The 12859-nt window shown below is 46.1% G+C and carries 12 protein-coding genes; 4 read left to right on the top strand and 8 right to left on the bottom strand.

The features are described 5' to 3' along the window. Positions 1–81: 81 nt before the first annotated feature. The 3 genes from F9L33_RS12070 to F9L33_RS12060 form a co-directional block, all read right to left on the bottom strand. Positions 82–936: a DMT family transporter gene (locus F9L33_RS12070; RefSeq protein WP_226804112.1), complete on the bottom strand. Its 855-nt coding sequence runs from the start codon at positions 934–936 to the stop codon at positions 82–84. 72 nt (positions 937–1008) lie between these two features. Further along, positions 1009–3510, bottom strand: coding sequence for an FAD-dependent oxidoreductase (locus F9L33_RS12065; RefSeq protein ID WP_152143053.1), 2502 nt, complete (start codon positions 3508–3510; stop codon positions 1009–1011). 161 nt (positions 3511–3671) lie between these two features. After that, positions 3672–4133, bottom strand: a complete 462-nt coding sequence (locus tag F9L33_RS12060) for a hypothetical protein (RefSeq protein WP_152143052.1) — start codon at positions 4131–4133, stop codon at positions 3672–3674. 110 nt (positions 4134–4243) lie between these two features. Here F9L33_RS12060 and F9L33_RS12055 point away from each other — a divergent pair, with 110 nt between their 5' ends. After that, positions 4244–6271, top strand: coding sequence for a M3 family metallopeptidase (locus F9L33_RS12055; protein WP_152143051.1), 2028 nt, complete (start codon positions 4244–4246; stop codon positions 6269–6271). 215 nt (positions 6272–6486) lie between these two features. Here the strand turns inward: F9L33_RS12055 and F9L33_RS12050 are convergent, their stop codons facing one another. Then, positions 6487–6999 carry an SH3 domain-containing protein gene (locus F9L33_RS12050; RefSeq protein WP_152143050.1) on the bottom strand — a complete coding sequence of 171 codons (513 nt, stop codon included), beginning with the start codon at positions 6997–6999 and terminating at the stop codon, positions 6487–6489. A 118-nt stretch (positions 7000–7117) separates the two neighbouring features. Here F9L33_RS12050 and F9L33_RS12045 point away from each other — a divergent pair, with 118 nt between their 5' ends. Next, positions 7118–8101, top strand: coding sequence for a D-glycerate dehydrogenase (locus F9L33_RS12045; protein ID WP_152143248.1), 984 nt, complete (start codon positions 7118–7120; stop codon positions 8099–8101). Here F9L33_RS12045 and F9L33_RS12040 read toward each other — a convergent pair. From F9L33_RS12040 to F9L33_RS12025, 4 genes are all read right to left on the bottom strand, one after another. Continuing rightward, positions 8098–8994: a HesA/MoeB/ThiF family protein gene (locus F9L33_RS12040; protein WP_152143049.1), complete on the bottom strand. Its 897-nt coding sequence runs from the start codon at positions 8992–8994 to the stop codon at positions 8098–8100. The genes F9L33_RS12045 and F9L33_RS12040 overlap by 4 nt on opposite strands. Continuing rightward, positions 8995–9465, bottom strand: a complete 471-nt coding sequence (gene dut / locus F9L33_RS12035; protein ID WP_152143048.1) for a dUTP diphosphatase — start codon at positions 9463–9465, stop codon at positions 8995–8997. 4 nt (positions 9466–9469) lie between these two features. Continuing rightward, positions 9470–10666 carry a bifunctional phosphopantothenoylcysteine decarboxylase/phosphopantothenate--cysteine ligase CoaBC gene (coaBC, locus tag F9L33_RS12030; protein WP_152143247.1) on the bottom strand — a complete coding sequence of 399 codons (1197 nt, stop codon included), beginning with the start codon at positions 10664–10666 and terminating at the stop codon, positions 9470–9472. Between the two features lie 71 nt (positions 10667–10737). Next, positions 10738–11622, bottom strand: coding sequence for an RNA polymerase factor sigma-32 (locus tag F9L33_RS12025; RefSeq protein ID WP_152143047.1), 885 nt, complete (start codon positions 11620–11622; stop codon positions 10738–10740). 85 nt (positions 11623–11707) lie between these two features. Between F9L33_RS12025 and cobU the strand changes: the two genes are divergently transcribed. Further along, positions 11708–12250 (top strand): bifunctional adenosylcobinamide kinase/adenosylcobinamide-phosphate guanylyltransferase, encoded by a 543-nt coding sequence (cobU, locus tag F9L33_RS12020; protein ID WP_152143046.1) that lies wholly within the window; start codon positions 11708–11710, stop codon positions 12248–12250. Beyond that, positions 12247–12828, top strand: a complete 582-nt coding sequence (locus F9L33_RS12015) for a histidine phosphatase family protein (protein WP_152143045.1) — start codon at positions 12247–12249, stop codon at positions 12826–12828. The genes cobU and F9L33_RS12015 overlap by 4 nt, the downstream gene beginning before the upstream one ends. Positions 12829–12859: the final 31 nt, after the last annotated feature.

Here is a 12859-nt window from a genome sequence, read left to right as displayed (position 1 = left end):
CGTGTGATTTTGTGTGGGTTTTGTAAATTTTGACTTGTAAATTTGTAAAGAATGTAAATTTACAAGTCATACAGAGGTGGCTTATTTCCCACGTCCTGCCAACCAGAATGACGCCAGACCGCTAAACAAGATAACACTTAATCCTATAAAGCTAAGCGTATCGGGCCAATCTCCAAACACTAAAAATCCAAATATCGTTGCTGCTAATAATTGTGTATATACCAAAGGCGCCACAACGTTGGCTGGTGTTGTGCGGCTAACTACAACCAATAATAAATTACCCAAACCCGAACTTAATGCACTGATTGCTACAAGACTGCTAAGCTTGATGTTCAAGTCAGGGATAGGCCCAATTGCCATTGGCATTAAGAAACACGATCCAATCATCAATTGCGAGATCAGCAAGAACCGTGGGCGATACTGTCCAGCCAACCAACGCGTCGCCACAATAAAGCAACCGTAAAAACAGCCTGCAAGCACAGCAAACCCCATACCTGTTGTCATGCCAAAACCAGGCTTCACTACCAATACAACTCCCGCAAAGCCCGTAAGGATCAGAGCTGTACGCCGCCAAGTAATAGCTTCTTTTAACAAGACCGCGGATAAGAAATACGACAAAAGCGGACCAATAAAGAAAGCGCCGAACACATTCGCAATAGGCTCTGTTGAAAGGGCCGTTAAAATACACGAGATCGCACCAGTTACACAACAAGCTCGTAAGATCACACGCCAGTTAAAGAAGTTTGGAATATCCGCACGTGTCAGCCCCATAAATGGTGCCAACATCAAAGCTCCAAAAAAGAACCGCGTTGCAGCAACGAAAAATGGTGTAAAACCTGCTGCCAGCAAAAGTTTACCAGCGGTATCACCCGTCACAATCAAGGTCATGCCCAATAGCATCATGAAAACGGATTGGAGCCGAATAGCTTGCGTCATATTAATATCCAAAGAATAAGAGCCGCCACCCTATCGGGCGCGGCTCTTTCGTCAATAGGTATTGGTACGATGTTAACCGTTCACACGGATCGTCGCATTCGTCGGATCATATGGGCTGTCTTCAACAATCTCTGCATCCCAAAGCTGTGCGAACATCTTCACTTTCAGCTTTTGGCCAACATTTGCCAACTCAGGTGTCACATATCCCATGCCGATGGATTTACCAAAAGCCACGGAATACCCACCAGACGTCAAACGACCCACTTTCGTATCACCATCATAAAGCGCCTCACGGCCCCATGGATCAGCATCGTCAGGGCCGTCGATCAAAAGTGTCACACATTTTGAACGCACGCCCGTTTTCAGCATTGCCTCTTTACCGTGGAAGTCTTTTTCCAAATCAATGAAACGTGGCAAGTCAGCCTCTTGTGGTGTCGCATCACGACCAAGTTCTGTGCCAAACGCACGGTATGATTTTTCCTGACGCAACCAGTTTTGCGCACGTCCACCAACCAGTTTCATGCCAACATCGGCACCTGCTTCCATCAACAGATCATACAGATAGTTCTGCATTTCAATCGGGTGGTGCAATTCCCAACCCAATTCACCTGTATAGGCCACACGGATCGCATTCACTGGGCACATACCCAACTCAATCTGTTTTGCAGACAACCAAGGAAAACGCTTATTTGATAGCGCTGTTTCAGGATCAGCATCCTTGATGATTTTGTTTAAAACCTCGCGCGACTTCGGACCAGCAATGGCGAATACACCCCACTGTGTCGTCACATCTTGGATTTCGATATACCCAAACTCTTCCATCTTATCTTCGGCAGCCTTACGCAGATAATCTGCGTCATAAGCTGTCCATGCACCCGCAGACACAAGGTAATATTCATTCTCACCATTACGCACAATCGTATATTCCGTACGTGTCGTACCATGGCTAGTCAGCGCATAAGTCAGATTAATACGGCCAATTTTCGGCAGTTTGTTACATGTGAACCAATCAAGGAACTGTGTTGCCCCTGGCCCTTTAACAACGTGTTTTGTAAATGCTGTTGCATCAACCAAACCAACACCTTCACGGATCGCTTTCGCTTCTTCCACGGCATAAGGCCACCATGTGCCACGTCGGAATGAACGCCCATCATGGTCAAAATTCTCATCCGCATCTTTAGGGCCAAAGTAATTCGGGCGATCCCAACCATTCACACGACCAAACTGTGCCCCAGCAGCTTTTTGGCGATCATAAGCAGGAGAAGTCCGCAAACCAGCACAAGCTGGGCGTTCTTCATCAGGGTGGTGAAGGATATAAACGTGATCATAGCATTCTTCGTTCTTTCGCGCGCCATATTCCGTCGTCATCCAACTGCCGTAACGTTTAGGGTCAAGCGAAGCCATATCTATTTCAGCTTCACCTTCGACCATCATTTGCGCCAAATAATTACCAACACCGCCAGCAGCTGTAATGCCGAAACTAAAGCCCTCTGCCAACCACATGTTACGCAGACCAGGAGCTGGACCAACCAGCGGGTTGCCGTCAGGAGTATAACAAATCGGCCCGTTGAAGTCGTCTTTCAAACCGCTTTCTTCACAAGACGGCATACGGTGGATCATCGCCATATATTGCTCTTCAATACGCTCCAAATCCAATGGGAATAGGTCAGCGCGGAAGCTATCAGGAACACCATATTCAAAACGGGCTGGTGCGTTTTTCTCATACACACCTAAAATCCACCCGCCACGTTCCTCACGCACATAAGATTGAGCATCAGCATCACGGATCACTGGGTGTTCTGGATTACCATCAGCACGCCATTTCACCAATGCTGGGTCTGCATCTGTTACGATAAACTGGTGTTCCACTGGAATAGCAGGGATTTTGATACCCAACATTTGCGCCGTACGTTGCGCATGGTTGCCCGTTGCCGTCACAACATGCTCTGCCGTAATTACAGTTTGTTCTTCAGACGGCACAAGATTACCACCTTTTTCCACCATTTTCGTACAGGTCACTTTCCACTCAGAGCCTGTCCATTCATAGCCATCAACCTGCCACTTACGTTCAATCGTCACACCACGTTGGCGCGCACCTTTCGCCATCGCCATCGTCACGTCCGCAGGGTTTATATAGCCATCACCTGGATGATAAATTGCCCCTTCCAAGTCGGATGTATTGATCAGCGGCCAGCGCTCTTTGATTTGTGCTGGTGTCATATGATGATACTCAATGCCGACAGTTTCCGCAGTCGATCCGTATAACATATATTCATCCATACGGTCTTTGGTTTGTGCCATACGCAAATTACCAACAACAGAAAACCCAGCATTTAAGCCAGTTTCAGCTTCAAGCGATTTATAAAAATCAACGGAATAATCATGCAAGTGCGTTGTGGCATAACCCATGTTAAACAGCGGCAACAAACCAGCCGCGTGCCAGGTGGAACCAGACGTTAATTCATCACGCTCCAAAAGCATCACATCTTTCCAGCCATATTTCGCCAAATGATATGCAATCCCTGCGCCAACAGCACCGCCGCCAACAACCAAAGCTTTTACATGCGTTTTCATGATCCGATTCCTTGAGATTAAATTCTAAGGATAGATTGCAGAATTTGATGCATTGATGCTAGGGGCTGCCGACTAGATTTAGCCGAAAACGACATTTGTATGAAATACAATGTTAATGGGTTTCCAGATTCGTAATAACTTAACTTGTAAATGTGATGTAGCTACCCAGCAAGAAAAGAGAAAAAACCTTTAACGTTATTCACAAATTTATCAAACTTACTAGGCTCTGTATTGTTTACCTTAATACGTAATGAACCTGTATTTTCCCCAACGAAAAAACCATCTGGAATACGATGAACTGTGATATCTCTCGTTTCATTTTTAGAGTACATTGACGTTAATACATTCAAATTAAGAGGCCAGGAAGAAGAGTCATCACCAGATACTTTTATACGTTTCTCTTTTTCTTTTTTCTTTTTATAGTTTTTTTCGCCGCTAAATTGGCCAGCTATATCAATGGTGGTTATATCTCCAGCGACTTGATCAATGATCCCGCCTTCTTTTTGTGTTTCATCGACAACTCTAAAGACAAAAACAATATAAAGACACAGACTACAAAAGCAGCATAATTTAAAAATTCTAGAGAACGCCTTAAACATAACAATTTGAGCCTTAGTAAACATAATAAAAAATATTTCTTATCTATACATATATAAATATGGCTTAAATAAGATGCGGTTCCTTTAAAAATGTGATCTATTTACACTTAAACACCTAAAAGAAATGAACAAAAATGCAAACAAACCCCTTCTTTTCCGACTGGAACACACCCTTTGAAATGCCCCCATTTGACCAAATCAAAGACGAGCATTTTGCGCCTGCATTTGAAGAAGCATTCAGACAAGCACGTGCTGATGTTGCAAAAGTCGCAAGCAACCCTGATGCACCTACATTTGAAAACACAATTGATGCAATGGAATTGGATGCAGAGGTTTTAGACAAGGTTGGTTCAGTTTTTGCTAACCTTTCAGGCTCAAATTCAAACCCAACCTTAGAAGCCTTACAACGCGAGATTTCCCCCCAGTACGCCGCATTTCATTCTGAAACGATGATGAACGCAGAACTTTTCTCTCGCGTGGATACACTATTCGAAGCGCGTGAAGATTTAGACATTACAGATGAACAAAAGCGCGTTTTAGAGCTTTATCACCAAATGTTTGTCCGCGCTGGTGCAAACTTGGTTGGCGAAAACCGTGATCATCTAGCAAAAATTTCCCAACGCTTGGCAGAACTTGGTACAGCATTTACCCAAAACCTGCTTGCAGATGAACGCTCTTGGTCAATGACATTAAGCCATAGTGATTTAGATGGCTGTCCCAACTTCCTAATCGCATCCGCAAAAGAAGCGGCAAAAGAGCGTGATATAGATGGCTATGTTATTACACTATCCCGCTCTTTGATTGTACCATTCTTACAATTCTCTCCACGTCGCGACCTACGCGAAAAAGCATTCAAAGCATGGGTTGCACGCGGTGAAAATGGTGGTGAAACTGACAACCGTGAAATTGTGGCAGAAACCTTAAATCTACGCCAAGTACGTGCAAACCTGTTGGGGTTTGATACGTTTTCTGATTTCAAACTGGCTCCTGAGATGGCCAAAACACCCCAAGCCGTACGTGATTTGTTAATGGCTGTTTGGAAGCCTGCAAAAGCAGCAGCTGAAAAAGACGCCGAAAAATTGACAGCCCTCATGCATTCAGAAAGCGTTCAAGGTGATCTAGCACCATGGGATTGGCGCTATTATGCAGAAAAACTGCGAAAAGCAGAGCATGATTTGGATGAAGCCGAATTAAAACCATATTTCCAACTGGACCAAATGATTGAAGCGTCTTTTGCCTGCGCAACTAAACTCTTTGGCCTAACATTTCAGCCGCTAGAAGTGCCCCTTTACCATCCAGATGCTCTGGCTTGGGAAGTCAAAAAAGGTGATCGCCACATCGCAGTGTTTATTGGTGATTATTTTGCCCGTTCTTCTAAACGCTCTGGCGCATGGTGCTCTCGTTTCCGTTCCCAGTCAAACTTGGATAAAGAAGTGCGCCCTATCACCGTAAACGTCTGTAACTTTGCCAAAGCTCCAGAAGGCGAACCATGCTTATTAACCTTTGACGATGCGCGCACATTATTCCACGAATTCGGCCATGCATTGCACTCTATGCTGTCAGATGTGACCTATGGCTTCATCTCGGGCACTTCTGTGGCACGTGACTTTGTGGAACTGCCAAGCCAACTTTATGAGCATTGGTTATCCGTTCCAGAAGTACTCGAAGAGTTCGCACGTCATGCGGATACTAACGAAGTTATCCCTTCAGAGTTACTAGAACGTCTGCTAGCCGCAGATAACTTTGGCCAAGGCTTTGCGACAGTGGAATATACAGCCAGTGCATTGGTGGATTTGGCGTTCCATACAGAACCCGTTTCAACCGATCCCATGCAAAAACAAGCTGAAATCTTGGATCGTATCGGCATGCCATCAGCAATCACAATGCGCCATGCAACACCACATTTCGCTCATGTGTTTGCTGGCGATGGGTATTCCAGCGGTTACTACAGCTATATGTGGTCCGAAGTCATGGATGCCGACGCCTTTGAAGCCTTCAAAGAAACGGGTGATGCTTTTGATCCAGAAATGGCTCAGAAATTATATGACAACATTTACTCTACAGGTGGTTCTAAAGATGCCGAAGAATTATACACTGCATTCCGTGGTGCATTGCCAAAAGTGGATGCCCTTTTAAAAGGTCGCGGATTAGACGCCGTATAAAAAGAGTTGCCGCTCCTCAGGGGAAAAGGAGCGGCACCCATTGGGATAGTCAGGGATAGTGCACAACCAGTAAAGTTCGATCAGGGGAGATATCACCCTATTGGCTGCGTCTTTAATGAAGATATAATTTGAGTGATTACAGATGTAAAAACACGTCTGTTCAAGCCAGCGTGAGTTTACAATAATTTTTGTAACATTTTTCAGATCAATAAGCGTTAATCGCGAATCTCGTGATCCCAAACACCCCATAGATCAGCTTTGGGCGCCCACCCACTATGACCGCCTGATGAAATTTCACACCAGTCAATAATACATTCCTCTAGCGCCGCAATTGCCCGTTCTTCAGCAAAAACAGCTGTTGCCGCTGCAATATTAGGTTTCAAACGCAATGCTAGGTTGGGTGTTTTCACAACGACAGTTCGCACACCTGACAACAATGCATAATGCATCCAACCGCCTTGGCCTTCCATATCTTGAACACGACGCCAATGGCCGAACTCGGCTGTGATCAACAATGGCATGTTACTGTGTTGAAAAACCCAATCAATACGGTGTGTTAAACTTGGGCCACGACGCACATTACCCTCTTTTGCTTTCATCGAAACAAAGCGCGGCAAAGGTAAATTCGTAACGGGGCCACGTTCAGCGGCATGAAGCACAGATGTACTTAGGCAAAAAACCGTTGCCAAAGTGCCCAAAAACCAATTATTTACGCGTTTATATACCATTTTTACTGCCTGTCGGGACTTCTGTCTTTTTTCACATAAGACTGTTGTTTCGCCCTTGCCCATTTGATGTAAAATTTGGCAGAATGAAATAGAAAAATCCAGTCAATATAGGTGCATGATGTCCAGTTCAAAACTAAGTGTTGTCGTGACGCGACGGTTACCCAAGCCCGTAGAAGACAGATTGGCAGAATTATTTGACGCCGAACTCAACGTAAATGACGTGCCATTCACACAAGATCAGTTGATCAATGCCATTGGTCGTGCTGATATTTTGGTGCCAACACTCAATGACACATTAGATGCACATGTTCTTGCAGAAGCAGGCGATCAGTTGAAATTGATCGCGAATTACGGCTCTGGATATGATCACATCGATATCGAAGCGGCAGATGCCCGTGGTATCATGGTGACAAATGCACCAGGTCTTTTGTCCGAAGATTCTGCCGATATGACATTGGCATTAATCCTTACAGTGATGCGCCGTTTCAAAGAGGGCTCTGCTGCATTGCAATCTGGCAATTGGAAAGGCTGGTCGCCATCCACTTTCCTTGGTTCCTCAATAGGCGGCAAAACACTCGCCATAATCGGTATGGGTCGTGTCGGCATGGCTGTTGCACGCCGCGCGAATGCTTTTGGTATGAAGGTCGTTTACCACAACCGTTCAGCAGTCCACCCAGAGATCGAACGCAATTTGGATGCAACTTACATTGAAAACCTCGAAGAGATGTTACCAATGGCAGACGTTCTATCCTTACATTGCCCTAACACGCCAGAAACGCATCATTTGATGAATGCTGATCGTTTGGCATTGATGAAACCAACCGCGTTTATCATCAACACAGCACGCGGGCAGGTCATTGATGAGGATGCTTTGATTGCAGCATTAGAAGTTGAAAAACTCGCAGGTGCTGGCTTGGATGTGTTCGAAAAAGGTTCCGAAGTGAACCCAAAGCTTTGTGACCGTGATAACGTGATGCTTTTACCGCATATGGCTTCTGCCACGACCGAAGCACGTGTGGACATGGGTGAACGTGTTATCCTGAATATCAAAACTTTTGAACTGGGGCACCGCCCACCAGATCAAGTCATCCCGCAACGCTAAGAACAAACAGGGCAATCATCTGTCTTTTGCAATGTAATCTTGCGGCTTTCACCATAAAGCGCATCAAAGATCAGCATTTCACCAGACAAGGTTTGCCCTGCGCCCGTAATATGCTTGATCGCCTCTGCCGCCATGATTGACCCAACAATCCCAGGCAAAGCCCCAACAACACCAGCTTCTGCACAACTCGGTGCTAAACCGTCAGCTGGCTCTTCTGGAAACAGACATGCATAACAAGGTGTACCGTTCGCAGGATCAAACAACGTAATCTGCCCTTCCCATTGCGTAATCGCCCCTGAAATCAATGGCACAGATTGCGCCACGCATGACTGATTTACCAAACTACGCGTAATGAAATTATCAGTGCCATCCAGAACCAAATCATAATCTGCAACCAATGCTTTAGCATCTTTCAAATCAAGACGTCGATGATACGGGCGTATTTCGATATGTGGATTCAAAGCAGTTAATTTTATCTGAGCTGCAAACACCTTTGGCATATCGAGTTGTTCTTCATCAAAAAGCACTTGGCGTTGTAAATTCGACAAGCTGACATGATCATCGTCAATCACCCCAATCGTTCCAACACCTGCCGCAGCCAAATATTGTAATACAGGCGATCCAAGCCCCCCTGCACCAACAACCAAAACTTTGGCTTTGCGTAGTCTTTGTTGCCCAGCACCACCCAATTCACGCAGTACTATATGGCGTGCATAACGATCCAATTCAGTGTCAGACATCGACCCATCATCAGGTTTTGTAATACTTTGGTCTTTTGGCTTTTGTCGGATTTTCTTCAACATACGCACATAAAGCAAAACAGCCAACAACAGTACCATCATCACGATGAACTGCAGCCGTTCTGGGCTAAATGTTACGCCGAAAATATCCATTTACCCTTGGCCTGTAGATCCAAAACCACCCGCACCGCGATCGGTTTCATCTAAGTCATCCACAACTGTTAACGTGCCGCGCGTGACAGGCGCGAACAAAACTTGGGCAATGCGATCGCCATGCTTAATCTCAAACGCATCAGCGCCATGATTGATGATTATCACGCCAACCTCACCCCGATAATCGCAATCAATAGTGCCTGGGCTATTCACCAAAGCCACACCTTTTTTCAAAGCTAAACCAGAGCGCGGGCGTACCTGTGCTTCATACCCAAAAGGTAAAGCAAATGCTAAACCCGTTGGGATCAACGCGCGTTCACCAGTGTTTAGAACCACACCAGAACCGCGCAAATCATCCTTAAAGTTTGCACGTAAGTCCATGCCAGCCGCACCCGCCGTCTCATATTCAGGCATTTCAATCGCAGGATCAGAGCCTGCGACACGCATAACATTCACGTTGATATCAGGCATCTTTTTATCCCCTTAAAGCAGCCGCAATTTTATCAGCCAACTGATGCCCCACTTCTTCTTTGCTCATACGTGGCCAACTATCAGCACCACCGTCAGAAATCAGCGTCACATCATTATCATCACCACCCATGATACCCGTTTCAGGGGATACATCATTGGCAACAATCCAATCGCAGCCTTTGCGTTTGCGCTTCGCTGTCGCATTTTCCAACACATCATTGGTTTCCGCAGCAAAGCCCACAACCAATTCGGGGCGGTTCTTTTTCAGATTAGAAACTGTACGTAAAATATCAGGATTCTCTGCAAAGCTTAACTCAGGCAACCCATCTTTGGTCTTCTTGATCTTCTGGTCGGAAGCGCTCGTCACTTTCCAATCTGCAACAGCAGCTGCAAACACCCCAGCATCCGCAGGCAAAGCGGCATCAACGGCCGCCATCATTTCATCAGCTGTTTCCACAGGCACAATCTTACACCCACTTGGCCAAGGATGTCGCGCGGGGCCCGTTACAAACGTCACAGTTGCCCCAAGCCCTGCCAATGCATTTGCAATCGCAGTCCCTTGAGCACCAGATGAGCGGTTCGCGATATAGCGTACTGGATCAATCGGCTCGTGAGTAGGGCCAGAGGTCACAACAATATGACGGCCTTTTAAAGGCCCATTCAGCAATATATCTTCAACGGCTTTTACAATTTCCATCGGTTCGGCCATACGACCTGGCCCAAATTCACCACACGCCATATTGCCGTCATTTGGACCAACAAACAGAACACCGTCTTTTTTCAATTGCTCTGCATTCGCCTGCGTAGATGCATGATCCCACATCCGCACATTCATCGCAGGGGCAATCAAAACACGCTTGTCTGTAGCCATTAACAAAGTCGTCGCCAAATCATTGGCCTGACCACTTGCCATTTTCCCCATCAAATCAGCCGTTGCAGGAGCCACCACAACCAAATCAGCCGCGCGCGACAATTGAATGTGGCCCATTTCAGCCTCATCACCCAAGTCAAATAAATCGCTATACAGTTTTTCACCCGCCAAAGCCGTGACAGACAAAGGTGTCACAAACTCTGATCCACCTTTCGTCAATACGGGCACAACTGATGCGCCCCGTTCTTTAAAACGACGGATCAAATCAAGGCTTTTATAGGCAGCAATACCGCCCCCAATTATCAATAGGATTTTACGACCTGCCAGCATGGCAACATTCCATTCCAATTTCACTTGGAACATATGTAGAGGCGCACCCACAAAGGTGCAAGCTCGCTAAATTATGCCATCACCAAAGCACGCGCAGCTTTGCCCGCATTATTTTCCAATCGCTTCCGCAATTTTTCCAATGCAACAGCTTCAATTTGACGAATACGCTCTTTGGACAACTTCAACTCAGTCCCGATACCCTCAAGCGTACGTGGCTCGTCCATCAGTTTACGTTGCGCAATGATATATTTCTCACGATCACTCAAAACACTCATCGCATCCGTGATCCATCCACGCATCTTATTCAAATCATGCTCGCGTTCCACCACTTCAGCAGACTGAGGACTTGGATCCTCTAACGTATCCATCCATTCACGCGTATCTTCATCACTTGCTTGCGGTGCATTCAATGAAAAATCAGATCCAGACATACGCCCCTGCATCATTTCCACATCACGAAGCGGCACACCGATTTCTTGTGCAATCAATTCATCCAACTCAGCCCTATCCAATTGCACATCACTTTGCTGCGCTTCACGCTCGATCTTGGCCTGGACCCGTTTCAAATTGAAAAAAAGTGACTTTTGCGAAGTCGTAGATCCTGTACGGACCATAGACCAATTCCGCATTACAAAATCCTGAATAGACGCCTTAATCCACCACTGTGCATAGGTCGAAAATCTAAACCCACGATCAGGGTCAAACTTTTCGGCAGCTTTCATCAACCCGATGCCAGCTTCTTGAATCAAATCTTGTTGTGATACTGAATACCTTTTAAATTTCATCGCCATGGATACAGCCAAGCGCATGTAAGCATGTATCAAACGATGCAACGCTTTTTCATCACGATCATCACGCCAAGCAACAGCCAATGCATATTCTGTTTCCGCGTCCAAAAGCTCCGCTTTCATCGCGCGTTTCGTAATGGTTATACCCTGCGGTGCATCAGTCGACATAATATCCTCTCAGCAAACATCTGGTTTTTTAACTTTATGTGACTTATTACGGATGAAACGCACAATTGGATCACTTTGAAATAGAATGATTTTAACTTTACCAAAATTAACCATGGTGATCGGCGGTGCCGCCTCTGGCAAATCCGTTTATGCAGAGAATTTGGTTATCACTTCAGGACATCCCCGCAGCTATATCGCTACAGCACAAGCATTAGATAATGAAATGCGTGATAAAGTGGTAAAACACAAAGCCCAGCGCGGTGCGGATTGGGATACATACGAAGCTCCTTTCAAACCTTGGGAAGCTCTGGCGGGAATAGATAAAGCCAATGTAACCCTATTAGATTGCGCAACATTCTGGCTCTCCAACATGTTAATAAATGACGCTAACTTAGCCGAAGAAAAAGTACATTTCCTAAACGGCCTCAAAAATGCAAATGGCTCCGTTGTAATCGTTACAAACGAAGTCGGCCAAGGTGTCGTCCCAGACAACAAACTCGCCCGCCAATTTCGCCAAGCCCAAGGCGAATTGAACCAAGACCTTGCCGCTCTATGCGATCTTGTCGTCCTCATCACCGCAGGGCTCCCATTGTCCTTAAAAGGCCAACTTCCACAGGTGACACCATGACCAATTTTTGGTGGGTGCGCCACGGCCCAACTCATAAAAAAACCATGATCGGCTGGACTGATGCCCCCGCTGACCTATCCAACACAGACCAGATTGCACGCCTAAACGACCACCTGCCAAAGGATGCCGTCATTGTATCCTCTGATCTCATCAGATGCGTGGATACCGCAAATGCTCTGAGCGAGGGGCGCGAACGTCTTTCACACAACGCAGGCATACGTGAACTTCACTTCGGTGATTGGGAAGATACCCATTTCAACGATATCCCCAAAGGGCAACAAGAATACCTGCGCACCTTCTGGGAAAACCCAGGCGATCACAGTACCCCAAATGGTGAAAGCTGGAACCAACTGTCAAACCGTGTAAATACAGAGGTCGCCAACCTTGCGGATACGTATAAAGGCCGAGATATAATTGTCGTCGCCCATTACGGTGTGATCCTTACGCAAATCCAAGTTGCAGGCAGTATGACTGCCCAAGCCGCCACAAGTTTCCAAATCGACAATCTGTCTGTCACAAAGCTTGATCATCTGGGCGATGACACGTGGCGCATCGCAGGCGTTAATCACAAACCGTGATACACCCCTTCACAAATCACGTTTTGCATTT

Origin of the sequence: Amylibacter sp. SFDW26, from assembly GCF_009184395.1 — a bacterium.
Lineage (GTDB): Bacteria > Pseudomonadota > Alphaproteobacteria > Rhodobacterales > Rhodobacteraceae > Amylibacter.
Note: the sequence above shows the minus strand (reverse complement) of the source record. Positions and strands in the feature narration are given on the sequence as shown.

Coding starts and splice junctions, on each gene's coding strand:
- F9L33_RS12070 (WP_226804112.1), bottom strand. CDS start 936: ATGACGCAAGCTATTCGGCTCCAATCCGTTTTCATGATGCTATTGGGC.
- F9L33_RS12065 (WP_152143053.1), bottom strand. CDS start 3,510: ATGAAAACGCATGTAAAAGCTTTGGTTGTTGGCGGCGGTGCTGTTGGC.
- F9L33_RS12060 (WP_152143052.1), bottom strand. CDS start 4,133: ATGTTTACTAAGGCTCAAATTGTTATGTTTAAGGCGTTCTCTAGAATT.
- F9L33_RS12055 (WP_152143051.1), top strand. CDS start 4,244: ATGCAAACAAACCCCTTCTTTTCCGACTGGAACACACCCTTTGAAATG.
- F9L33_RS12050 (WP_152143050.1), bottom strand. CDS start 6,999: ATGGTATATAAACGCGTAAATAATTGGTTTTTGGGCACTTTGGCAACG.
- F9L33_RS12045 (WP_152143248.1), top strand. CDS start 7,118: ATGTCCAGTTCAAAACTAAGTGTTGTCGTGACGCGACGGTTACCCAAG.
- F9L33_RS12040 (WP_152143049.1), bottom strand. CDS start 8,994: ATGGATATTTTCGGCGTAACATTTAGCCCAGAACGGCTGCAGTTCATC.
- dut (WP_152143048.1), bottom strand. CDS start 9,465: ATGCCTGATATCAACGTGAATGTTATGCGTGTCGCAGGCTCTGATCCT.
- coaBC (WP_152143247.1), bottom strand. CDS start 10,666: ATGCTGGCAGGTCGTAAAATCCTATTGATAATTGGGGGCGGTATTGCT.
- F9L33_RS12025 (WP_152143047.1), bottom strand. CDS start 11,622: ATGTCGACTGATGCACCGCAGGGTATAACCATTACGAAACGCGCGATG.
- cobU (WP_152143046.1), top strand. CDS start 11,708: ATGATTTTAACTTTACCAAAATTAACCATGGTGATCGGCGGTGCCGCC.
- F9L33_RS12015 (WP_152143045.1), top strand. CDS start 12,247: ATGACCAATTTTTGGTGGGTGCGCCACGGCCCAACTCATAAAAAAACC.